Origin of the sequence: Sphingomonas xinjiangensis (assembly GCF_014199255.1) — a bacterium.
In the GTDB taxonomy this organism is placed as follows: Bacteria; Pseudomonadota; Alphaproteobacteria; order Sphingomonadales; family Sphingomonadaceae; genus Sphingomonas; species Sphingomonas xinjiangensis.
Genome location: NZ_JACIJF010000012.1, coordinates 32,140 through 56,915, shown reverse-complemented (window position 1 = coordinate 56,915; position 24,776 = coordinate 32,140). Strand labels below are relative to the sequence as shown.

The following is a 24,776-nucleotide window of genomic DNA, read 5'->3' as shown; positions in this document are numbered from 1 at the left end:
GGTGGGGCAATGAGCCCAACAAGACCTCCTTCGCTCAAACTTCCAATTCTATTGCGCATACGTGTCAATCAATGATCCAACGTAATCAGGTTGGCGGCCGCTTAGCTCGGCTGAAGGCCGGGCGGGACGCACTGCTTTGGTGGCCAGTGGATCTGGCGCACCGTAGATGAAGCCGTGTGCTGGATACACTGAACTGCCAAGCCCATGGGTGTCGCGGTACCATACCTTGACAACACTCCAGTCCCCTCTCGGCGACACATCGAACAAGGTGACGTCCTGCTCGGCATGTCCCCGCTTGCCGTTTAGCCGGGACCAGTTGGCATGGGTGATCATAACAACTCGCTTCTCCACGATTCGGCTGACCACAGCGACATGGCCGAGCGGGAGCCGAGCGCTTTTGGCGAACGCCAGAACCGCCCCGATGCGCGGCTTCTTACCTCGCTGGTAACGTCCTTCGGCCTGATCCCACCACGTCCAGGCGTCGCCATAGATCTGGATGCCTGATGCCTCGCGTGCGAAAGGCACGCATTGTCCAACGTATTCGAGCAGCGACTGAGCTTGTGCCGGGACGGCGGCAGCCCCGGCGAGTACACCGGCAGCGGCTGAGACAGCCACTCCAACCCGCAAGTTGTTTCTGCACGCGAACGCGGCTGGGTCAGCTTCTACAAAGGCGTTGACGCAGCTGCGGCTGCGAGCGACCAAGCGACGTAGTGGGATCAACGGCCAGTGCATGCCAAAGCGACTTACATGAGTTTGTAGAGCCTGCAAACGAAGCGGGCCTCTTTACAGAAAGGATGCTGCCAAGGAGCCACCATGCGGATGTTTGACGAGACTACAGGACTTGGTTGCCGATCCGCATCGAAATTCAGGTGAACCGTTCGTGGTAAGGATGCGTACCGCCCTCGCGCACTTCAAAGCGGATCCAATGACGAGCACCGTCCGCCGTCTTGGGAAGAGGCGTCGTTGAAGCATTGCTTGACATATATCAGTCGAAACGGGCCAGCAGCAGCTTGCCAAATTGACATCCAACGAGGTAGCCGCCGCTGCTGCCGCGGGCGGGAACCTACAACATAAGCGGTTGGCTTGCAGTTGTATTGAAGCGTTGCAGATTGTTCCTGCGGCGCCCGGTGCTCGCATGTGAAAGTGGCTACGTCCTCGTTTGCCCATGAGATCTAGCTTACATGTACTATCTTGATGCAGTCAAAGATCGCATGTTGCCGCAAGGCATCCGCAAGTACCACGGTTGCGGGGGAATCCCATTCCGAGGCAGCCAAGCTCCATATCGCGGGCATCACTACCGCTAATCGCCGTGATCCAACAGCTCTTGCCTATTTTCGCCTCCGAACTGGCAACGTCTGCCATCGGATCGGCGCCCACGAACTGCTTCCCGGATTACCTGCGTCCGTTATCTTGATGGAGCTACCTGCTCCTACGTCTCATAGGCGCCGATAATAGGGCCGATGGCAGTCACCCGCCCGTTGTTCCCTCGCGCGCGGCAGCACCTCATTGGCGTCAGAAAACAGCCATCCGTTCACCGGTCTCCATCCGGACACTGGGTCTACCTGCAAGTCACCGGACTAATAGGCAGCTCGAGTGCTCACCGTCACCGTTCCGATGCGCGGGCGCGCCTGCCCGCAGAGGGAGGATCGAAGGAGTTGAACTCAGTTCGTCGCTCTTCATGCATGGGGGTGGCCCTTATCCACAGTTTCTTAAGCTGACGTTATCCACTTTCGCGCGGAGAGTTGCCATTGGTCCTGTCATGAAGATGTGGCGGGGCTGATGAGGTACGAAGAGCTTGCACAGGAGCTGGACCGCGTGAACCGGTTCCGCCACGAACTCGGAGATCCCATTTCCAGGAAGGCGCTCGCGGAGTATGCTCGTGACCTCGAGAGCAGCCTGAACTCCGCACGGCGGGTATCGTCGGCTTTGCGCAAGCTAAGCTCCATCAGCGTGAACCCTGCACAGCATTAACTTACCCACGCTAGCAGGCAACGTAACACTCCGCAGCTGAGCGCCGAAGTTCAACCGTCCGAAGTCGATGGCGGTGATCCCTAGCAGCTATTGCGGGTCGCATTCCCTCGGCATTCTACAGAGGACGGGAAACGGCACCCTCCCGGCGGACTTCGGGATCGGCACCCGCTGTGCTGGCTGGCGGGAATCCACAATCGCGAATGGACGCACAATGTTCTACAGCGTCGACTAAACCGGCCATGGCTGCTCCGGCCCAAGTGCCGCCTTTTTTGAAGGGCACCAGCTAATCCTGAAAGAGCGATCTGCTCCTGCAGTGCCTGCAGGCTTTGAGCCATGACTGTCAGTGCCGGCCGAGCCACGGCCGGTAGGCGCAAGGTTGGTGACGTTTTCGATATCTTCCGACGTGCCCCCAAACCTTGGCGCACGATGTGGCCAAACTCGGCGAGGTGCCCGTGCGAAGCGGCAATCAACTGAGTGCGCTGGCGCACGAGCAGTTCGCGCGTACGACAAACCACTCCCGGCGCCTGTCCGTTCGCGCTCTAGCCTACGACTACCCGCATCGCGGAACGCTGGGCCGCCTCGTGAGTCCCCTCGGCGTCGGCTATGTCGTAAACTCGACCCTAAGTCAGATCGTCGAACTACCCTTGCAACGCGAAGCCATACAAAGAGAGTGACCGCAACTTGGAAGCAGGAGGCGCGAAGTCTCGACGGGCACTTGTCAGTCGGAAGCTTAAGATGCCCGCGAATTACGCGCGCCGACCTGCTCCTCGATCATAGCAAGGTGCAGGTCGGTTGCCGCTCAGGTGATCACGTCGGGGGCTTTGCGGCCGGTATGGCGGGTGATGCCGGCGAGGTCATTCGCAGCGGCAACGAGATCGGCCAGCGCTTCCGCAGTGTCTGCATTCAGATTGCCGTCCGGGCCCTCGTAGCGTTCAAGATAGACGCGCAGGGTCGCGCCGCTGGTGCCGGTGCCGGACAGGCGAAATACGACTCTCGCGCCGCCTTCGAACTCCAGCCGCACCCCCTGGCGTTGACTGAGCGACTTATCGACCGGGTCATGGTATTCGAACTCGTCAGCCTCGATGATGGTGAGGGCGCCGATTGTGCAGCCGGGAAGCGCAGGCACATTCTCGCGCAGCTCACGTACCAATTTCTCCGCCGCGGTACTTTCAAGCCCCTCATAGTCGTGCCGCGCGTAGTAATTGCGGCCGAAGCACGCCCAGTGGCCAGCCATGATCGCAGCCACGCTTTCTCGGCGCACTGCCAGGATGTTCAGCCAAAGCAACACCGCCCACAGTCCGTCCTTCTCGCGGACATGGTCGGATCCGGTACCCGCACTTTCTTCGCCACAGATCGTGGCCATGCCCGCATCCAGTAGGTTGCCAAAGAACTTCCAGCCGGTCGGAGTCTCGTGCAGGGCGAGGCCCAGCGCATGCGCCACGCGATCTGCGGCGCGGCTGGTCGGCATCGAGCGCGCAATACCCTTTAAGCCGCCTGCGTACCCCGGAGCGAGATGAATGTTGGCGGCGAGGGCCGCTAAAGAATCCGAGGGCGTCACGAAGATGTTGCGGCCAAGAATCAGATTGCGGTCGCCGTCTCCATCTGAGGCTGCGCCGAAGTCCGGTGCTTCGGTGCCGAACATCCGCTCGAACAGCTCGTGCGCATGAACCATGTTAGGATCAGGGTGATGGCCGCCGAAATCCGGCAACGGCGTGCCATTTACAACCGTGCCTGGCGGTGCGCCGAGACGACGCTCTAGAAGCTCATGCGCGTAGGGGCCAGTCACGGCATGCATAGCATCGAAGCTGAGCCGGAAACCGCCAGCGATTAGCGTGCGGATCGCACCGAAGTCGAACAACTGCTCCATTAGCTCAGCATAATCGACTACCGGATCGATCACCGTCACAGTCATCCCTGCAACTTGAAATTCTCCAAGGTTGTCGAGATCGACGTCGGGAACGTCCACGGTCAGGTAACGATCGATAACCTTCGATCGGAGGTAGATGGCCTGGGTGATCTTCTCCGGCGCCGGACCGCCATTGGCGATATTGTATTTGATGCCGAAATCCTCGTCTGGCCCGCCAGGATTGTGACTTGCTGAAAGGATTAGGCCGCCGAACGCCCCATATTTGCGGATGATGTTGCTGGCCGCTGGCGTCGAGAGGATGCCGCCGAGGCCCACCAGTACCCGCCCGAAGCCGTTTGCCGCTGCCATTCGTATGGCTGTCTGGATCACCTCTCGGTTGAGGAACCTGCCGTCCCCACCCAGAACGAGCGTCTTGCCGCGGAAGTCACCAAGCACGTCGAATACTGACTGCACAAAGTTTTCGACGTAACGCGGCTGCTGGAACACGCGGACCTTTTTGCGTAGGCCGGAGGTGCCGGGTTTCTGATCGGCGAAGGGCGATGTGGTGATCGTCAGAGTCATAATGCCTCATTGCCAAACCAGCATGCCAGGTAAAGGGATTAGAACGCGCGGGGAACTTTAGCGCCGATCTGAGTTCCGGTATTCGCTCATGCACGGCCAATGCCGCGAGGAGCGAAGGAAAGCGTCCGAACTTGGAGCAGACACCCTTACTTCTCGCGCCTGCGCGCGAGCCATACTACCACGTGAGGAACGATTCAGCTGTCGGTGCGGCCGTCGGATGAATGATAATTTTCTGAAGAGGGAGCAGGACCAGGGGCAGCGGAGAGCGAGTTTACCTCAATGAGCTTTGCCTTCCACACCGCCGCAGCGTCATCATCATTTCGGGCGATCGCGCGTATGACCTCTTCCTCGATCAGGCGGAACGCAAGGGCTCCAAACCGCTCAACAATTGCTTCGGTTGTGTCGTTCAGCGCAAGCATGTTGTGACGCTCAATCATGATGTGACATAAACCGTCTTGAAGCGATTCGACTGATATGGATCAATCTCGGTCGCAACTCTTTGAAACGACGGCGTTTGGGCTATCGAGCGGATCGCTTGCTCCTAATCAATGATCATCAGGGGCAGCAGTTCCCAATTTCGACTGGCGCATTCCTAACGCCGCATTTACCAGGCGCCCACATCATCGGGAAGGCGCCATCAAAGCGGCGCTGATGGCATCCATCAGCCTGCACAGATGCAAAGCCAGGCTAGGTGCAGGACTGAACTTTTTGATGTAGACCACGCTATGATGGCAACGTTCACTTTGATGGCTATCCGGCTGAAGTAGCCGCTACAGCGCCGGCCTAGCACATCGCGGCGCTAGCCGATTAGAAACTATTTCGTTGTTCTCGACGTTGGCCATGCTCATTGTTGTTGAGCGCGTATTTTTCTCTCGGGCTTAACCTGTCTCCAGCCGTCCGCTTGATTGAACCTTTCTTCACTGGAAGTAGCATCATCTCTTATGCTAAACCTTTGATATGCTTAAAACACGATTGAAATGGCAATCCGATCGCGGCTCTCGCGCGATCAAGAGCCTCATCCAGATCGATGCTTCGATCGCAGCGCTTAAGGACGACGATCTACTGGATCTCGCAGACATTTTTCTGGCAAATCCTCGAACGCCCTTAGCTCAGTTTGCTTCGGCAGAAATGGCTCGGCGGAACCTCACCTTTTAGGCGCGCAAACTCCAAGGCACTTACCCCACGAGGCGGACAGCGGGGCTTATACGAGGAAGGTAGTCGGGATCTTTCTAGATTCAGCCGTGCATTCGATGAGAACGCGCGAATCGTCGCGACTGCCGCCAATCTGGGGGCGCAACTTGCTCGCGGTGCTCCCGCTAAGAGACCGTTTGAGAATGGCTGAGTTTGCTGTCATCGGCCTAATGCAATCTCGGGTTGGAGACCCTTAGCGAGCCGTGGCCGGATGGCTGGATTCGAGAAGCGGCCGAAACGCTACCCGACGGATCTGAGGGACGACGAGTTGCTGTCATCCAGCCGCTACTGTCGTCGGTGGTCAGACGTGGCCGGCAGCCGGCGACGACCTGCGCCAAGTCCTCGACGCGCTTCGCTAGCAAGCGCGGACAGGCGGCGGGTAGCGGATGCTGCCGAACGACTTTCCGCCTTGGCAGGCCGTGTATTTGTGGTTCCGCCGCGTGGTTCGCCGGTTGTCGTTCCGGACCATCCACGGTGTCACGCTGATGCTCGATCGGGAGCACGACGGGCGCGAGCAGAGTCCGACCGCTGCCGTTGTTGATATCCGTTCGATTAAGACGCCAGCCGCAGAAAAGCGCGAGTTTGATGCCGGCAAGAAGGTTGTTCGACACAAGCGGCAGATCACCGTCGATACCGATGGACGGCTGCTGATGGTCAACCTCACCACCGCCGAAATATCGGACATCGCCGGTGCCCAGACGATCGTAGCGGCGGTTCGCAGGCCGTCGAGCTACGGTTGGGATTCCTTCGGAGCGGAGGAGACGCAGTGTTGCTCTTGCTGGACATGCGGCCCAACCAACCTCTCGTCAGCGAACGGTATTCACGGTGACGCAAACGTTTAGTGAGCTCGATCAGCAGCGATGCGTCGTTCTGCTGCCTTCTGATTAACTTACTTGCCTCACCGCGATCGAGAGAAGCTCGGGGCCGCCGCCCTCCAGCGCTAGCCTTGAGTCAGGCCTAGGCCCGTAGGGCGGAAAACTCGGCCCGCCCGCTCGCGCGGCACCGTCCTCCACACACGTTGATAAATAATTGGCAGTTGCTTTAGACGAAGAAGTCAGGCGATTTCTGCCCTTAGCCTTCGACTCATAGAGCGCGGCATCGGCCTCAGCAAGTACGACGTTGGGAGCAGAGCGCGCCGAATACCCGGCGACGCCACCGCTGACCGTAACTCGAATTGATTGGGCGTCCAGAAGCATGGGAGTGGCAGCGGCCTCGTTCCGAAGTCTCTCGCAAATCAATCGAGCCTGGATTATTGAAGCTCCTGGCAGCACAAGCGCGAACTCCTCGCCACCAATCCGTGCAGCGAAATCTTCATTCCGTATTGACCCCCTAATAATATTGGCGAATTGCCTCAGTACGGCGTCGCCGGCAGCATGACCAAACCTGTCGTTGACCCGCTTGAAGTAGTCGAGGTCAAAGATCGCAACACATCCCCCAAAGTCAGTTGAAGCTTCAATACGGGCCTTCAAGGCAGCGTCGAAAGCGCGGCGATTGGCCATCCCGGTTAGCGGATCGGTGAACGCCGCATCTGAAAGGCGATCCTCTAGCGCCTTCCGCTCGGTGATATCACGGATCGCGCAGACTGCGCCGATGACGCTGTCGGCGTCCCGCACACCGCGTGCGTGTGCTTCAAACCAGCGGTTCTCGCGGCTTTGGCTGGGAACCCGGCATTCAAAGGTGAATGTCAGCCCAGGATCAGTCATTGCGGCTTCCGTGGCGCGCCGAACAGCGGCTGCATCCTCTACCCTGACAAGGCAGGCGATGTTTGTTCCGACGACTTGGTCTGAGCTCAGCCCAGTCATCTGCTGCACAGCACGTGAGGCAAACTGAACCCTGCCGCTTAGATCGAGATTGAGGATCACATCTGTCGAGTTATCGGTCAGGACGCGATACCGAGCCTCGCTCGCGCGCAACGCACGGACGATCTCCTTGCGCCGAGTCAATTCCGTCGAAACTGGCAGGATGGTCACCACCGTAGACGCGAGGTAGAATTGTAGGAACTGGATCTGGGTGCCAATCGAGCCATCAATCAGGCTCATTGGTCCCCTCCCACTCAACGTGAATGCGCCAGCGACTATCGCCAGCACGATGACAGACAAAGCCGCCGGAAGCCGCCCCCCTCGAAAGGTTGCTACCGTTATTGGAAGCGTCGGAAGAAAAAGCAGTGGAACGGTACGCTGCGCAAACACGACCGCACTAACGGCACCGACCAACAGAACTAGTAGCGCTGCCTCGACGATCCGCCTTCGACTTGCCGCGCTGATCCATCGCGCGGCATCTCTCCGGGCAAAGTGGAAGGCGACCGGCGTGAAGATTATCGCTCCAAGTGCATGACCCGTGAACCATGCACTCCAATTCGCCCAGTAGCCGCCCGCGGCAAGCATGCTAACGACGCTCGCACCGATCAGGCCTGAAATGGCAGGCGCTGCTAAGCCCGCAGAAAGGAAGAAGGTCAGAAGCGCCCTTTGGCCCTTGAAGCTGCCTTGCTTGCCCGTGAACCGCTGAATGAGCGTTGCAGCGACGGCTGATTCCAGCAGGTTCGCGACGGTCATCGGGAATGCCGCTTCCGGACCCAAACCGAACGACGCTGTTGCGAGGCACCCCGCAAGGCCGCACGCGCATATGGATGGAAGCCAATGGGTTTGCCGAAGCGTGAGCAGGCGAGCGAGCAATGCTGCATTCGCGAGCCAGACGAAGGCTACGCCGCCCTCAAATCTGGTCACCGTAATCGTCAGCACAGCCAGGAAAAAATAGCTGACGCCTACGCGGATGGATCCTCTGAAGTTCGGTGTAAGCGCCGCAGCCATTCACGGAGAGTAAGTGTTCACAAGAACTGATTGTTTACCATGCTACTCCGTAAAAGCACCGTAGCCACCAACGCGGCGCTCGCAGCAACCGGACATGGTGTTTTCAACGACCTCATCGCGCCCAAAGACCCAAGGACCGCCTCCAATCCGCTGGCCCCCAGCCCTGCCCCGCCAGCTCTGGATAATGCCCCGAGTTCCTAGCTATTTGCTTCGGAAACAGTATGGCGGGGGATATTTACTGAGGCCCACGAGAAAACTACTCCCTCTCTCATTGACTGATCTACGCAATGGGCCGAATCGACATTGAGAACGAATGTGCAGCAGCTCGTGCGTCGCACCAGACGCGGGACCAGCATCTCCTAGAAAGTTGAAGCGAAAGCAACACTCCGTACTGTGCGCAGGGCGTTCTGGCGCTTAAACCAACTTGATCTTTGGGATTAAGAGCTTGATAAAGCTGGGCCTCTACACCATGTCGCCTGAGGCTCAAGCTCCCTGTGAGTGGGCCACGGCGGGCGCCGTTTCTCCCTTTTTCGGCGCTTCGACGTAGGATCTGCGGACGGCCGCTCCGCGTGAGACGTCCGCAGGTCCGACGACATCCTCGAGTGACACGGTAATGCATGTAGTTGAGATCTGGTAAAGTCGTGATCAGCAACGGCGAATTCCCCTCCGTTGGCTGTGGTGACACCTATTCCAACCTTGGGCGATCTTTTCAGGATAGTTCTACCAATGTTAGTCCTCGCGCTGTATCGTGAGGATCACCAACATCGACGACGCGGTTCCTCTGCCGCCGCCGGGACCAAGACAATGTCGGGTGCTGAAGAGCGTTCTGAACCCGCTTATTGATGCAAATGCTCTAAGTGGCGTACCTCCACGTGGAAATCTTTTCTCCAATCCCCGACATGTACTATCATTTAGAGCGATGTGATGCCGTATACGTTATCATCGAAAGCAACGCGCGTTGTGAAAGCGGTTCGTGAGGCAGCTTCGGTATCGATGCTCAATTCGGCATGTAGACCCGTTTAAGCGGCATCCGCCCGGAGGCCGGCGGGCCCTAGCTGGCGGATTGAACGGCGACGGGGCGGAGTGTTGCCGCCGCTCGGCTTCTGCGTTCGCTTTGCCGACGCGAGCGTCGCAATCCTATGGTTGGCCGCTTTTTTGCAGACGCGGTTACGATCGTGCTCTGAGCCGTCCTAGCGCCGCGCCAACTGGGATCGGAAGGTCACAAGAAGGCTCGGCGACGGGAGCCAGGAGGTCGAAGGCGGAACCGCCTCTTTCACAGAGAGCAGGCAGGGCAAAGCCGCCGAACCTTAAGACAGGACCTCGCCTCGTCGCATACTCAGCCGGCTACTCTTCCCGAAGCTTAGACATCATGATCCCGACAGGGATCAGCACCGTCCTCATAGCCAATCCGCTTCAGGATGGAATGGCGGTGGAATGTCGGCTACCGGATCTAGCCGCACTGATCGGCGACCAGATCTGCAGCGATCCGATATCCAAGAGCACGAGCTGCTACCTCAGCTCGCCGAAACCGACATCGGAACGATGCGTGTTTCCGCAACCGAAGCAGACGCGATGCCTGATAGCACGTGAGTTTAAGCGATGCAGGTAGCGTGGCATCCATGAAAGCCCGCGAGCTATGCGCGATAGCACGTGCCAATAGCTGTCCACGTACCTGTAAGCTGCTCTGAACGTACTCACCTAAGTGCGTGCCAAAACATCATTATGTCTCACGTGATGCCCAAAAGCACGTGCCCGCCACAGCTCAAAAAAGCCGTGTTTTTTGGGCTCCGCGGCAGCCGCCGTGCGTCATGCCTCCCCACGACCGCCGCCATCAGAACAGGGCCTCGTTCGAATCGCCACTCCGGGACCAATGATGCGCATGACGCAATGCCCGATAGCACGTGTATCCTCATAGACCCGATGCCCGAAAGCACGAGGATCCAGGTACGTGTTGCCCGATAGCACGAGGATTTCTCACTAGGGATGCCCGAAAGCACGTGCCGTCAAGTGTGACTCTTACGCTCGGCCGCCAGTAAGTTCCTCACGTGGTTGCCGTGGATGCCACCACGCCACATCCAGGTTGATCGACCCGGATGAACAAACAAGGGAGAAGCCCTGCAGAGATGAAAAGCCCGGCACAATGGCCGGGCTTTTCGAGGTGTGACTAGCACGACCCGTAGCAAGTCTGTTCTAGCCTCCTCGTTCCATTGTGCAACCCAAAGCGTGCCTTTGCGCGCCACGGGTTCCCGTGACCTGCACGGCTCCCTACTGGGGAGAACCGAATGATACTCTGCGCCCGAAAGCCGGGACGCGGCCTTCGCCGCTTCAACGAAGCGTCGGCCACGGCAGACCGCCTTTGTAGTGAGTTCAGAGGTCTGGACGAAGGATTGACGCCGGGGCAGGCGCTATTAGCGCTCAAAAAAGCCGCGCCATATTCCAACGTCCCGCTGCGTATGGTCGCGCTGATGGACTTGCTATTCTCCTGGACCAAGCCGCAAGATTGGAAAGCGGGGTCAACGCCAATCGTCTGGCCAAGCAACGAGCTTTTGGCATCGAAACTCGGCATAGGTATACGCCAGCTCCAGAACCTGCTGAATCAGGCTCAACTTCTTGGCCTTATCGCTTTCCGCGACAGCCCCAACGGCCATCGTGGCGGGCAGCGCGCTGCGGATGGCACGCTTAAGTGGGCCTATGGCATCGTCTTAGCACCGATAGGCGCGCGCTACAGCGAGTTCACAGCTGTGGCTACGAAAGGAGCGTTGCAGGACAAGGCAGTCTCCGCTCTTCGTAAGCGACTGTCAGCCTGCCGTCGGAAAATCCGCTCGATGGCCCAAGCCGCAACGGACGCTGCAATGGACATACCCGTCGCAAATGAGGCGCTGACACTTGCACAGACCTCATGCCATCAGATGCGAGCCGTCCGTGAGATCAGTCTGCTTGCAGATTGCGTGAGGCAGCTTGAGGAACAGCAGCACGCATTAGAGAAAGCGCTCGGAAGCGCGATGAGCGCCGGGGAAGTGCAGAAGGAGGACGTTCAAACCTCACCCGAGCATGCAAAAAACTGCACGCACTCTACAACTACGAATCAAACACAATCTGCTAAAGCAGAATACAGTAGTGGCTATGCGAGAACCCGTAGTAGCGGTGATCTCACCCCGTCATCTCCTACTCCGTCCCTAGTGGACACGGACTTGGAGAAGCACGGGATCACACCCAGCTTCATCAACGAGATCGCGCCCGAGTTCTGCAGTGAGCTTGAGTATGGGGATCGATCCTGGGAAAGCGTGGTCGCCCTCGCCAAACGACTTTCAGCTCAACATTCCATTCATTCTCATGCGTGGAACGAGGCCTGCAGCACCATGGGACTTCACGGCGCAGCCACTGCTGTCATTTCCACGATCCGAAAATACCACCTCGGTGAGGTCCACAGGCCCGGTGCTTACCTCCGCGGAATGACAAACAAAGCTCGACGCGGCGAACTCAATCTAGGACGGTCGCTGCACGGCATGAAAGAAACGAACCGCTCTAGCTTAGTCGACCCGATCAAACTCCCCACCGCCGGCACGTCGATCGGAGCGATCCTTCGAACTGGATTAGCTCGACGATCACCGGCAGGGCAAACGATGAGATGAGAGACGCGATGCCTAAAAGCACGAGGATGTAAGGGCGCGAGTCGCTCTTTGCCGCGAGGCGAACCGACATATTCAGTCCGCCACGTGCTATCGGGCATCGTGTCGAAGCCGGCTTCACGCGATGCCTAAAAGCACGTGGAAACTCCGATCCGCAGGCATCTATGTAGGCGCAGGATCGCCGAAAGGAGAGATCCACGTGCTATCGGGCATCACGTCAACCTGCCGGCGACGCTGTGCCTGAAAGCACGTGAATGGCGGCCTTCACGCCTCACTCGCTAGTGCCGGCTTGGACAGGATCCGCAAATCCACGTGCTATCGGGCATCGCGTCACTGACGGATGGTGTTCATTCGCTCGAAACCGGGTATCCACTGAGCATCAAGCAAGGGAGTCGGTATGGCCAAAGCGCTGCAGGCGCCTGTCCAAGGCAGGCTATTCGAGCTCGACAGCCCAATGACCGGCAAGGTTCAGGGCGAGCGGAGCATTATGGACTTCCCGCTCTTCGCGCTGTCGAAAAAAGCTCAGATGGACGAGATCCGCTATGAGTTGGGAGACGTCACGATTCAGATCAAGCCCAGCGCCATGGGCATTGCGACGATGTGGGACAAGGAGATCCTAATTTACGTATCCTCCGCGATTGCGAGCCGGATGTGCGATAAAGCGCCGGCTTCTCGGGAGGTTAAATTCAATACGCACGATTTTTTCCGCGTGACCGGCGTTCCACGACCTTCCAAGCGCGATTATGATCGGTTTACCGAGGCACTTGCGCGGCTACAGGGTACTCAGATCCAGACGAACATAGAAACTGGGAATAAGGGCACTCGCGGGTTCTTCTCCTGGTTTTCTGAAGCTCAAGCTGAAACCCGTAGAATGCCTGATGGATCGGTCCAGATGGAAGCAGTGAAGGTTCAGATATGCGATTGGTTAGCTCGTGCGATCACTCAAGATAATCGCATGTATAACTACCATCACGATTATTTTCGCTTAGGCTCCATCGAGCGCCGACTGTACGAGCTTGCGCATTGCTACTGCCAAGATGACGAGTACGAAATGTCTATCGAATTCCTTTCAACTAAGATTGGATCTCAGGCCTCACTCGCGAAGCTTCGTCAGCATCTAAAGCGCATCGAAGCCAACGGGCGGCTGCCCGAATACGAGATTGTAGTGCAGGAAGAGATTTCAGAGACTGAATTGGACGCTCGTGGTCGACGCATCCGGAAGCCGAAGACGAAGGTTTTGTTTAGGCCTAAGACCAGGAAGCCCGATGGTACTCGCACAACGCTTCCCGTCCCCCCGAAGGTTTTAGTCGGTTCTTGACCGGTCGCTTGTTTGTCGAACAGCTAAACCCGCTGCAGCCTGATCGCTACGAGTAACAACTAAGCGTCTATCACTTACGGAGATCGCCAGCCCGTGACTGGCTTCGCCGCCCCACCAGCCAAGTCTAAGCAACAGCCGCGACTGGGGCGCCGTGGTCCGAGATGATTGCCGTACGGCTCGAGGCATAAGAAGAGAACTGGTTCTATCAATCCTTCGAAGTCCAAGGTCTGACTGCTCGTCCTCTTACTCAAGTACTAACTTGAGCAGGAAGCAAAATGTGATGTCGAAAAGCTCAGTAGACGCACACCTGCACAGCACCCCTACGACTTACTTCAGAGCTGAACGCCAAACGCCTGACTCATGGTAGGTTTGCTATGACGGTGCTCCCCTGCCCTTCGCCTGACTTTCTCCTAGCGGGATCAAGGAGCAGCAGAGGGTCAAGTAGTTTGGTCTGGGCCGCAACGAAAGGCGGTGAGTCAGGCGGCAAGGTCGGAACAATCCAGGTAAGCCCCCTCCCTCCTTTTTCATTCACCGTTCAGCTGTTTTCAAACGAAGGCGCATGTGCTCGGGCCGGCTCAAGTCCCCTTGCGACCTTCTCGGGAGGCACCACAGCAACCGCGAGGCGCCAAGCTGATTCCAGCCCCAAGCCGACGGTGGCAATCACCTCTATCAACAGTGGATGGCCGCGCTTAGGGAACGCTCCCGGATAGCACGCGCCGCGGTTGTTGAGGGGGCGTCTGTTTCGCGCCAGCGAGTTGAAGCCGAGCCGCTTCGCTGATTAACTGGGGCGTGAGTCATAGGAGGGTGACATCGCGCTGTTTTGGTTGTCGGACGGGGCTTAAGCAGCGGTCTCTCCGCACTTGCTCGAGAACCAGCTTGGTGCAGGCGGGTAATCTCCAGCATCTTGCATCCAAAAGTGGGCTGCCGCTCGTGCGGTGCCCGGCTGAGTACGGGCAGCCAACGACGGCCTACAGCCGCTTCAACCGTTGGTCGCATCGGGGCCTCTCGCTGAAGCTGCTCGACGCGCTGGTGGCTTGCCGGCCCGGCCTAGAAGCCGCTGCAAGCGACAGCACCTATGTGAAGGGAAACGTGCCGCGTTTGGCCCAAACGGGGCTAGCGCCAAGCGATCGGCCGCTCGCTCGGTGGCTGGACAATCAAGGCTCACGCGCTCACCTACGTCGTCGGCCGCGCCGATGCGCTGATCTGACCACCGGCAACTTCAGCGATATCAAGGCCGCTCCCGTGCTTCTCCAGCGGGCCGACCGCATGCGCTACATGCTTGCTGACAAAGGCTACGACGCTGACCAAGGCGGGCGCTGCCCCGATCGTCCCTGGCTGCCACAACCGTAAGCGCACGATCCGGTACGACAAGAGGCGCTACTACGGCCGCCACCTTGTCGAGAACGTCTTCTACCGCCTCTGCGACTTCCGTCAGGTAGCCATTGAGTAAACAAACTGGCAGCCAACTTCTTATCAGTCGCAGCGCTCGCAATCGCTCTCGCCTCGCGCTTGTAAATCAGCCTAAGCCCTAGGCACTATCAAAGCTCCGGATTATATTGCGAGTCGCAGGAGGGTCGATCAAGGTGCGGACAGCACCAAGTTGGCCGCTAATAGCCAAGGCTCTCCGTGGGCGCTTACGGCTTTTGTGAAGTTAAGGGCCGCCGTGATGTCGCCTTGCACGCTGGAAGAAACGTGCACAGAGCCGTTGACAACGGGCGCCAACTAGCGGGCCCTGAAGTCCGGTTGCAATTGCCGCAGTCTGGACTGCGGCGCCCCCATACGACATGATGAGCATTCGATGCATCTTGTTAGCGCGGTAGTAGCCGATCTTCTCCCCGCAGCGGGAAGCGCTGGTCTTGTATTTGGAACTACTGCTCAGCCCCCCTGCCCTGCCCTGCCCTGCCCTGCCCTGCCCATCCCTTCGCAGGGCACCGCAAATAGAGGCAACTGGCTTCGTCGCTGGGGAGGTGCGGCGTACCAGGCGAACCCGCTTTTCTCGACTTTTGCTAAGTCGCATGCATTCTCCCCGCGATCCCAGACTTTATGATATGGAAGACCACGGGTTTTCCGCAGCACAGCTATCGTCTTATACTGGCCAGTCGCGCTGGGAAGGCGGGCTGTTACAAGCCTCAGACGGCAAAAGGAGAACGCGAACCGGGGCACGATAACTGCAGCGGCCCCTCCCCTACCCAGTGAAGATATCTTCTTACAATTCTTTGGCCCGAGTTTCTGAGCGGGCCATCATCATCAGCCACCGGGCTCTTCAACCCCGCCCGTACCTCTGTCTAGTGTTAACGATCAATCAAGTGGCCGTTGTGTTGAGGTGACTTTCGGTTCGGCCCTCAACTTCTGGACCTGCCGTTTGCAACCCGGGTCGTGCTAGCAGACTCGAAAACATTTTTGCTCATCATGACGGTGCCGTCTTACTTCCAGTGGTCGCTGTTTCGCAACGTGCAGTAGATCTTCTCTGTCGCTAGGGAGCGATCTGCTTTGACCATTGTTCTGGTCACGCTGCACAATGCTCCGCGGCGATCCGGCCGGCACGGTAAGCTGTTCTTTTCTGAGTTCGCTTTGCGGAATCAGCTGGGTAGCGGACGACTCAATAGTGTTCCCGAGTTATTTGCTCTGCCCTTCTAGCCAAGGGATATCCTTTCGACAGACGTGGCATAGGCATTGCCTAGCTGTGGGTGCAGACTCGCGCTATTCATAGGCAATCGACAGGTGCGGGAAGCTGGCAGTGAGGGTGAATCGGTCTAAGGGAGCGAACCCGGACGGCGGCGGCGTTTTGGCTACTGTCGATAGACGAGGCAGTGCATTGCCCCGCGCGATATCTGGCCGATAGCGATAGATTGGAACGCTAACGTCAAGGCTATGGCAGGGGAATGCCGTCTATATGGATATCCAGGTAATAGTGCAGGGCTTGCCATTGGGAAGCGATTGCCTATTGCCGGGCATGGCATGCCATTGGAAAGCGATTGCCTATTGGCGGCCTTTCGAGAGCCCGTCGCCGGTAAGCCGATAGGCGATTGGACGCCTAGGGAAAGTCGCGCAACACAATATGGACAGTGAATGGATGTTTGGGCTATCGCCGATCCCATGAAAGGGGATGGCCTTGCGCTTCTCAAGCGAAAGCCATCGAATGTCGAATGCCTTTGCGGTGGGGAAAGCCGCCATCGAGGAGTTAGGAGTGCAATGCCAGCGATCTCAGTTGCGAACCCAAAAGGCGGAGCGGGGAAGACGACGCTCACATTCGTCGTGGCCGCCGAACTCGCGCGCAACGGTGCTTCGGTGGCGGTGATTGACGCAGACCCAAACGCAATTATCGCCAAATGGGGGCGTAAGCGGGAAAGTAAGGGGAGGGTGACGCCGTTCGAAATCGTTTCCGCCCCTAAGGAGTCGGAACTGGTAAAGGTGATCGACAGCTTAACAAAATCGCACGATTTCGTGCTTATCGACCTTGAAGGTACAGCTTCGCGGATGACTTCGCGCGCCTTCGCGCGGTCTCATCTCGTGCTCATACCGTTCAACCTGTCGCCCATCGATGCGGAGCTGGCGGCAAACGCTGTGAGCCTCATACACGAGGAAGCGGAAGCGCTAGGACGTTCTATCCCGTTCAGATTGGTCCGAAGCCGCGACAACGCGGCGATCGAGACAAAGACTGCCCGCCGCATAACCAGCGCAATTCGAGAAGCTGACTTGCCCTTGCTGAGTAATGGCCTAGTCGAGCGCGCGGCATTTCGCGACGTTTTTGATTTCGCGGCTACCCTCGATGAGCTCAGCGGAGACACCACCTCCGGTTTAGAGGCAGCCCGCAGGAACGCATTTGAAGTGGCGAACGCAGTGGTGGCGGCAGTTCGAGAGGAAATCGAAGCATGACGTACGGCTTTAAGCGCCCGAGCCGGGGCGACGGCGCTGGAGGAAATCCTGAGGCGCAGAAGCTTGACCTTGGCGGCTTCAGGCGAAATCCCGTCGAAGTCAGTCCTGAGCAGGAGGCTGCTGCAGTCGCCCGTGGAGATGCAATCGGCTTCGTAGATCGTTCACAAGGTGAACACGGGAGCCTAAGAGTCCAGCAGGGCAGGGGGGTGCGTCGCCGCAAGGACGCGGTGCCCTCAAGAAGTCTCTATATCAAAGGACCAGAAGAGCTGCTTGACTGGTTTATCGAGCTTACTAACGAGCGTGGCTATCGATCTTACTGGCAGGCATTAGAGGAGTTCAGAGAGCTTCTTGCTGATCGTACAAACTAGCACGGTCACCGATCGAACAACACTAGCGCTCGCGAGACAGTGTTATGATGTGAACAAACGAGAATAGGGCCCTCTCACGATCGGCAGGCGCTCCACATAGCATTCAACTCGGAGCGCCCCGCCAGTCTGGTGCCCTAGCGGATGGCGCAACCCTGAGAAGGAGCCTGCCGCGCGCCTCGTTCAGCTATGATCCTGATCTACGCCAACAGGTGCCCCTCGCGGCGCGCCGCTCCCCCGCCGAGCACGTTGCGTGTTCCTCAATGCCCGCCACCTACGTCTTTAGAAAAGCTTGGCGATGCAACTACGCAGCCTGGGTCAAAAATGGGGGGCGCCTTTGCGCGCGGGCTTTTTGTCAAGCGGTAGAGCTTGTGAACTAGCTCGAAGTCGCCAGCCACGGTGGCGTGCATTCAGAAACAGACAGAAGTTCGTGGTCCATCGAGTTGCTTCAGTCTCTGCAGCGCTAATCAGTACATGGTGCCAAAAGTATCTTCGAACCGCACGGAGCGCCGTCACGACGCCTCACGCCGGCGCCGTTGGTGGGGAGCCGAAATCGACAAGATTGTCTCTCCGCCGGCCCACGTGGCCTCCAGTTGCGCTTCTACTGGCGCGAGGTTGGTCCGCATGAAAAAATTGGCCCGATCCAGCGGACCCTGCCGCTGCCGTACACGTGTCGGCAACTGCACGTGTCGCATGGTCCGCAAAGGTCGTTGGGAGAGCGGGATTAAGCACTGCGTTTACGTTGAAGAACACCTTCTTTTTGCCTCACGGTCGGACAATCGCAGACCTTGCAGTGGTGCGCTATTCAACGTCTCTGTCCTCGAATAGCTCTGTGAAAGAATGATGGCTCTAGGGCAATGCAGCGTCCATCCGAGATGATGAAGTGGGTGAAGAGTGGAACCACAATTGGGGTAGGTAGCAGCGCCCGTGATCTGCGCCTTACAGAGGGTCGCTACAAGCAAGTAACCTGTGCTGCCAGGCTGCTCGATCGCGCCGCTTAGCAGCGCCCTTGGGTAGTCATCTGTGTCCTGAGCTCACGGGCCTTCTTGCCAATCCATTCCTGCGCTGCCTGGCTGCCGGAGCGGCGGCGGACCTCCACAAACTCGGCATAGATCTCGTTCTTTTCTGCATCTGAGAGCGCGTCGATCGAGCAATCGTCACGAGGTGCGGGCGGAGGTGATGCTCGGCGCTCACGCAAGGTGGTGCCAAGTGTGTCTGTGCCGGTGATCGTCGGCAACGTGTTTGACCAAAAGTCCTGCGCCCCGGCCGGCAATGTGGCCATGACCAGCGCCGCAGCCAGTCCGATAAGCTTTGTCATGCCATAAATCTCCTTTTTCCGCCTAAATTGAAGAATGCGAAGAGACCTCGGAAGGGCGAAAAAGCCGGAGGGCGACATAGAAGCGATAGGTCGAGGTCCGTTCTTGTTGATCGGCCGAACCGGCTTTTCTGAACGTGGGCTTCAGGCATCGGCGCGACAAAGCCAGATTAGAAGAACTGGTGCGCTAGCGGACTGGCCGCTTTCAGGCCCGCTTTGCCGATCAGGAACGGGGATCAGCTTGTTAGTCGAGGTTCGGCTCTTCTAGCCCTAGTGGGACCATGTTGCATCAGGCCAGGATTTACAATGACGTCGTTTTGCAGCGGGTTAACACCTCAACTCTGTCTACGGAGGATATCTGGTCGGCGTAGCCCATATGACCGAATTTCCGCGGCGGAACGACTTCGCCAATTGGTAAGGGTGACCGAGGCTCCGCTGATACGGTACTCTCGTTCGGATCTTGCAATCTGCTCCCGAACCCCTCGCGAGGTGCTGCCAATCTAACGCACGATGGGCGCCAAATGCCTCGCCAAATTAGGGGAAGCGCTTCGATCGCTCGACCAAAGTGTTCCCGAAATCACCTTCTTGCTCCCCACGACGACGCAACCGACGGCAGTCGGCGGCAATTCGGCTGGTCTGGACCAGCTAGATGAAGAACCCACCGGCGCTGCGGCATGACGGCATCATGCACCAGGCGCGTGTAATGCTGCAAATGGGGGGCAGGGGAGGGGCGGCTTCTAAAATATCACGATCGGGAGCGGACGCGTTTAGTGGCAGAGACGATCAGCGCACTCGGTACGGAGCGGAGTGAATGGGAGGCTGGTTGATAAGCTGTAGCTGCAGTTCTACGACGCGAAGCCGGGCATCCCAGGCGGCGGCAGCATCATCGTCGTTCCGACGTACTGCCCGTACGATCTCATCGATCACAATTTGATGGGCTCGCCCGCCGTGTACGCGCACCAGCTCGGCCGCATCTAGATGCACTGGATTGCTCATCGCAGTGCAAAATGCATAGCGTTGAAGGTTTTTCATCGGCGAACGTCGCAAAGTGTCAGCTCGTCGCGTTCTGACTGTTAGTGTCCAGTACCTCAAATAGAACCTCAGAGGCCTCAAAGCCTCTGAGGTTCTCGCAACGACCTATCGTGCGCACACCGATACTGGTCGCCCGCGGCGCCACTCGTTCCAGCAGCGGCTATGCGAGCGGTAGTAGCGGCCGCTGTGATAGCGTCGGCGATCATAGCCGCGGCGATCCCATCCGCGGCTACGGCGATCGCGGCGGTCCCAGCGCCGATCGTCGCGGCCGTAGCCGTAACTGTAATCATCCCCATAGCGCTGGACGTTCGAAGCAGCCGTGGCCTCAATGGAGTTCATGGGGCTTGGGCCACCTACGGCGGGGACAGAGCTTGCGGCAGCGGGCGAAGCGGCGGCTCCAAGGCCACCGACTGCTAGGGCGGCAGCGGCGATAAGCGTTCTAATGATCATCCTTTTGGCTCCTCTTCCAAACGACGATTGAAGCTATTCTCCACCGACCGACGCAAAGCTGAACTGCTTCGTAGGCCTCTGTTCAGATTGACCTAGTCGGGCTAGGAGGCCGTAAGCGTCTGGCCACGACCGTCCGCGTCCGCTTTCGGGTAACACCAGAAGCTCGCTTTATGGCGACGTTTTTGTGGAAATCGGCCGGTCCGCTTTCGGGCGCTTCAGCGGTGTAAGCGGACGTTTGTTCATCGAGCCCGCGATTGGCAGCTACGCTCCTATTTCGATGGAAATCAACCTCTTAGGGCGTCGTGGAACACTCTAGCTTGGATACTACGAGGCCGCACGATTTATTCAAATGAAGTTGATCCCATCCCTGCGCGTTGCCGCTCGAGGAGTTTTCGGCTTGGGCTTTTTCAAACAGAATACGCCATTGTCCGCCGTTTCGACATACCGGCGGGAAACTCTGAAACCCGCCATTCATTCACGTGCGCACTTGCACGGGCGAACTCAGTCAGCGGAGCCTGCTCTCGCAGATGTAGGCAATCTCAGTTCTGCGGGTACGTTGCTCGAAACTAAGAGAGCCTATATGCCTGCCGACCAACGCGCCTCGGACAAAGATGGGTGCGCGTTAAGCGCTCGGTGATTCTAGTTTGCCAAAGCCATCAGTCATTAGAGTGGATACGTGGAGGCTGGTGCTCTTCGCTTCCGGCGACTTCGCGTTCAACATCTACTGGCAGAGCGTCATGCTCTTCCTCCTGTTCTACTATACCGAGGCGCTGGGACTACCGGTCGGCTGGGCGGCGGCGGCGTACATGGCCGCGCTGGTCTGGGACGGACTGGTGAGCCTAGCCGTCGGGGTGCTGGCGGACCGGCATCGGGAACAGGGCTATCGCCGCTATCTGAGCCTTGGGGCGGTCCCGCTGGGGCTCTGCTTCGTGCTCGCCTATCTACCGCCGGTGGGCAGTGGCAGCTGGGCTCCAGCCATCGTGTTCGTCACCCATTTGCTGTTCCGAACGGCCTATGCCGCGGTGAACGTGCCTTATCTGGCAATGACTGCGCGAGTCAGTCCGCATGCTGGCGACCGCGCGCTTGTAGCCGGGCTGCGCATGCTGTTCGGCACGGCGGCGATGGTCACGGTAAGTCTGGGAACTGTCTCGCTCGGACGGTGGCTGACCGGCGGCACCGGAGCCGGCGCCTACTTCGCGGCGGCGGCCGTGTTCGGGGCGGCCGGATCGCTCATCCTGCTGCTGGTCGCATGGCTGGTGCCCGAGCTCGAGGCGCCCGCCGCACAAGCGCCGGTCTCGCTCCGCGCCGCACTCACGGCTCTCGCCGCCAACCGCGCCTTTGTGACGCTGAACGCGGCAATGGCGGCGATCACCATCGCCTCGACCTTTTTGTCCAAGTCGGTGCTGTATTACTACAAATACGAGCTGGACAACGAACAGGCCGGGCAAGCGGCATTGGCGGCGATGGGGCTGATCGGCGCGGTGGCGGTGCCGGTCTGGACGGTCATCTGCCGCAAGGCGGGCGGGCGCGTGACCTGGTTCCTGGCCGCTGCGCCCGCGACTCTGCTGCTGGGCCTGTTCGCGCTGGTGGCGGTGCGGGACATCGGCACCATGCGGCTGTTCCTGGTAGCGATCCAGCTGCTGCTGACCGGCGTGCACATCGTCTTCTGGGCGATGCTGCCCAACACGGTCGAGTGGGGCGAGCGAGCGACCGGCGCGCGACTGGAGGGCGCCGTTTTCGGACTGGCGGCATTGCTGCAAAGAACCGCGATCGGCGCGGCCACCGGCCTGTTCGGCCTTACGCTCGGCGTGATCGGCTATGAGGCTAACCTCCAGCAATCTGCCCAAGCTCTGGAAGGATTGCGGCTGGCCATCGCCTTCGTGCCGCTGGCCTGCGTCGCCCTATCGATCGTCCTGATGATGGCGAACCCGCTGCGCCGCCGTGCCCATGTCGAGATCGTCGCGGAACTAGCGCGGCGGAGGCGGTGAGGGCTCCGCCGCTGCGCACAGACCGCGTCGGCAGCTATCCTTTAGGCGGCAGCCAGCTCGAAGCGCCCGGCCAGGCCCTCGGCGTCGGCTGAGGGCGCAATCCACAGGTCGAACGTGCCGGGCTCCACCATCCAGCGATTGTCCGCGCCCACGAATTCCAGGTCCGCCCGGCGGATCGTGAATTCCACCTGGCGCGTCTCGCCAGGCTTCAGCGCGATCTTATGGAAAGCCTTCAATTCGCGCACCGGCCGCGTGATGCTGGCGGTACGATCGCGAACATAGAGCTGGACGACTTCCTCGCAGGCATGGCTGCCGCTGTTGCGCACCGTCGCGCGCGCGGTGAGCGTGCCGTTCCACGCGAGGTTCGCATCATGGTGAAGGTCGGCATACGCCACCTGGCCATAGGTCAGGCCATGGCCGAACGGATACAGCGCCGAATTGAGCACGCCGCGATAGTGCGTCTTGTATTCCTGCAAGGCGCCTTCCGGGTTTGGACGGCCGGTGGCCTTGTGGCCATAATAATACGGTACTTGCCCTGCTGCTCGCGGGAAGCTGACTGGCAGGCGGCCCGAGGGGCTGTAGGCGCCGTACAGCACGTCCGCCAGCGCCGGGCCGGTCTCGGTGCCTAGGAACCAGCTGACCAGGATAGCCGGTGCCGCTGCGACGCCGCCTTCCAGCGCAAGCGCGCGCCCGTTCTTGAGCAGCACGACGATGGGCTTGCCCGTGGCGGCGATGGCTTCGGCGAGAGCCATTTGTGGCGCGGGCACGACGATGTCGGTCACCGACTGCGCTTCGCCGGACATGCGCGTGCCTTCGCCGATCGCCAGCACCACCACGTCAGCAGCCCCCGCTGCCACCACTGCGGCCTCGACTCCGCCGGCTAGCGGCTCCTCGACGCCCGAACCCGCAGCGATGGTGATCAGCGACGGATCGGCCGCGGCAGCGCGCATTCCGGTGGCCAAGTCGATCGCCTGCTTGTCGTCGCCATAGACGCACCACGGGCCGACCAGGTCATGCTGCCCGGCGGCGAAGGGGCCGATCAGCGCGATCTTCTGGTTCTTCCTGAGCGGGAGCAGATTGCCGTCATTCTTGAGCAGCACCACCGATCGGCGGGCGGCATCGCGGGCCAGCGCGCGGTGCGGCTTGGACAGCACCAGCGCCTTCTCCCGCCGCGGATCGATGCGGCGGAAGGGATCGTCAAACAGCCCGAGCTGCGCCTTGACCGCCAGCACTCGGCGAACCGCCTGGTCGAGCCGCGCCTGCGGCACCTCGCCGGCCTGCACCAGGCCGGGCAAATGCTTCATGTAGAGGCCGCTCTGCATGCACATGTCGACGCCCGCCAGGAACGCTAGGCGCGCGGCATCGCGGCCATCCTTGGCATAGCCATGCGCGATCAGTTCCTCGTCGCCGGTGTAATCGGAAACTACCAAGCCGCCGAACTTCCACTCGCCATGCAGGACCTCATCAAGCAGCCAGTGATTGGCCGTCGCGGGGATGCCCGACAGCTCGTTGAACGACGCCATGGCCGAAAGCGCGCCCGCGCCGAAGGCGGCCTGAAAAGGAGGGAAATACACTTCACGCAACGTGCGCTCGGATATATCGACGCTGTTATAGTCCAGCCCGGCTTCGGCAGCGCCATAGGCGACGAAATGCTTTGCGCAGGCGAGCACGGCGTCGCGGTCGGTCAGGCGCTTGCCCTGGAAGCCGCGCACCCGCGCGGCGGCGAAAAGTTTGCCAAGGTGCACGTCTTCGCCGGCACCCTCCACGCCGCGACCCCAGCGCGCGTCGCGGGCGATGTCGACCATCGGCGCAAACGTCCAGTCGATGCCTGCCGCCGCGGCTTCGACGGCAGCGATATGGGCGGTGCGCTCGGCAAGCTCGGGTTCCCAACTCGCCGCTTCGCCCAGCGGCACCGGGAACACGGTGCGGTGGCCGTGGATAATGTCGGCGGCAAAGATCAGCGGAACCTTGAGCCGCGACTCCTCCATCGCCACCTTCTGCATGCGGCGCGACATCTCGGCGCCGTTCCCGTTGAAGACCCCGGTGAGTTGCCCGTCGCGAACCTGTTGCAGCTGCTCTTCGAAGCTCGCGCCGGCGGAAGGCGGATTAAGTGCGGTGGCGGCGGAGCCGGCCCATGCCGCGGCATTCAGAGTCAACTGACCCGCCTTTTCCTCCACCGTCATCCGCGCGATCACCGCGTCGACGAAGGCAGGGATCCGCTGAGTGTCGGCAGCCTGGATGAGCGCGCGTGCCGGACTCCCTGCCCAGGCAGCGACCGCACCGGCGCCCAACAGCGCCGCGCGCCGCGAGATCCGTGCATTCACCATGACATTCTCCTACTAAAACCTTTTTCCGCCTGCGACCGAAGCGGCTGAGGCCCGCAAGCAAATTTCGCTTGGGTCCTTC

13 protein-coding genes are annotated in these 24,776 nt (G+C 59.6%); 7 read left to right on the top strand and 6 right to left on the bottom strand.

The genetic code is table 11. The features are described 5' to 3' along the window. Window positions 1–48 precede the first annotated feature (48 nt). From FHT02_RS16180 to FHT02_RS16170, 3 genes are all read right to left on the bottom strand, one after another. A complete protein-coding gene (locus FHT02_RS16180) occupies window positions 49–732 on the bottom strand; it encodes a CHAP domain-containing protein (protein WP_184090018.1) in 684 nt (227 codons plus the stop codon). A gap of 2,038 nt (window positions 733–2,770) precedes the next feature. After that, window positions 2,771–4,399, bottom strand: a complete 1,629-nt coding sequence (locus tag FHT02_RS16175; RefSeq protein ID WP_184090015.1) for an alpha-D-glucose phosphate-specific phosphoglucomutase — start codon at window positions 4,397–4,399, stop codon at window positions 2,771–2,773. 194 nt (window positions 4,400–4,593) lie between these two features. Then, window positions 4,594–4,818 (bottom strand): hypothetical protein, encoded by a 225-nt coding sequence (locus FHT02_RS16170; RefSeq protein WP_221239527.1) that lies wholly within the window; start codon window positions 4,816–4,818, stop codon window positions 4,594–4,596. Between the two features lie 1,158 nt (window positions 4,819–5,976). On the opposite strand from FHT02_RS16170, the gene FHT02_RS16165 reads away from it, so the two are divergent. Beyond that, entirely contained in the window at window positions 5,977–6,432 is a 456-nt protein-coding gene (locus FHT02_RS16165) for a hypothetical protein (protein WP_184090009.1), read from the top strand. A 42-nt stretch (window positions 6,433–6,474) separates the two neighbouring features. On the opposite strand, the gene FHT02_RS16160 is transcribed toward FHT02_RS16165, so the two are convergent. After that, window positions 6,475–8,397 (bottom strand): sensor domain-containing diguanylate cyclase, encoded by a 1,923-nt coding sequence (locus FHT02_RS16160; RefSeq protein WP_184090006.1) that lies wholly within the window; start codon window positions 8,395–8,397, stop codon window positions 6,475–6,477. Window positions 8,398–10,679: 2,282 nt separating this feature from the next. Between FHT02_RS16160 and repC the strand changes: the two genes are divergently transcribed. The 5 genes from repC to FHT02_RS16135 all read left to right on the top strand — a co-directional run bounded on the left by repC (window position 10,680) and on the right by FHT02_RS16135 (window position 17,588). After that, the gene (gene repC / locus FHT02_RS16155) at window positions 10,680–12,029 is read left to right on the top strand and encodes a plasmid replication protein RepC (protein WP_184089991.1); all 1,350 of its coding nucleotides are present in this window, start codon (window positions 10,680–10,682) and stop codon (window positions 12,027–12,029) included. A gap of 394 nt (window positions 12,030–12,423) precedes the next feature. Further along, window positions 12,424–13,344: a replication initiator protein A gene (locus FHT02_RS16150; protein WP_184089988.1), complete on the top strand. Its 921-nt coding sequence runs from the start codon at window positions 12,424–12,426 to the stop codon at window positions 13,342–13,344. A 1,279-nt stretch (window positions 13,345–14,623) separates the two neighbouring features. Continuing rightward, complete coding sequence (locus tag FHT02_RS16145; RefSeq protein WP_184089985.1) at window positions 14,624–14,794, top strand: hypothetical protein; 171 nt, start codon at window positions 14,624–14,626, stop codon at window positions 14,792–14,794. A gap of 1,742 nt (window positions 14,795–16,536) precedes the next feature. Further along, complete coding sequence (locus tag FHT02_RS16140) at window positions 16,537–17,220, top strand: ParA family protein (RefSeq protein WP_184089982.1); 684 nt, start codon at window positions 16,537–16,539, stop codon at window positions 17,218–17,220. After that, entirely contained in the window at window positions 17,217–17,588 is a 372-nt protein-coding gene (locus FHT02_RS16135; RefSeq protein ID WP_184089979.1) for a hypothetical protein, read from the top strand. The genes FHT02_RS16140 and FHT02_RS16135 overlap by 4 nt, the downstream gene beginning before the upstream one ends. Window positions 17,589–18,582: 994 nt before the next feature. Here the strand turns inward: FHT02_RS16135 and FHT02_RS16130 are convergent. Next, complete coding sequence (locus FHT02_RS16130; RefSeq protein ID WP_184089976.1) at window positions 18,583–18,903, bottom strand: hypothetical protein; 321 nt, start codon at window positions 18,901–18,903, stop codon at window positions 18,583–18,585. A gap of 2,165 nt (window positions 18,904–21,068) precedes the next feature. Here FHT02_RS16130 and FHT02_RS16125 point away from each other — a divergent pair. Then, a complete protein-coding gene (locus FHT02_RS16125) occupies window positions 21,069–22,370 on the top strand; it encodes an MFS transporter (RefSeq protein WP_343056975.1) in 1,302 nt (433 codons plus the stop codon). 41 nt (window positions 22,371–22,411) lie between these two features. Here the strand turns inward: FHT02_RS16125 and FHT02_RS16120 are convergent, their stop codons facing one another. Continuing rightward, the gene (locus FHT02_RS16120; RefSeq protein WP_184089972.1) at window positions 22,412–24,697 is read right to left on the bottom strand and encodes a glycoside hydrolase family 3 N-terminal domain-containing protein; all 2,286 of its coding nucleotides are present in this window, start codon (window positions 24,695–24,697) and stop codon (window positions 22,412–22,414) included. Window positions 24,698–24,776: the final 79 nt, after the last annotated feature.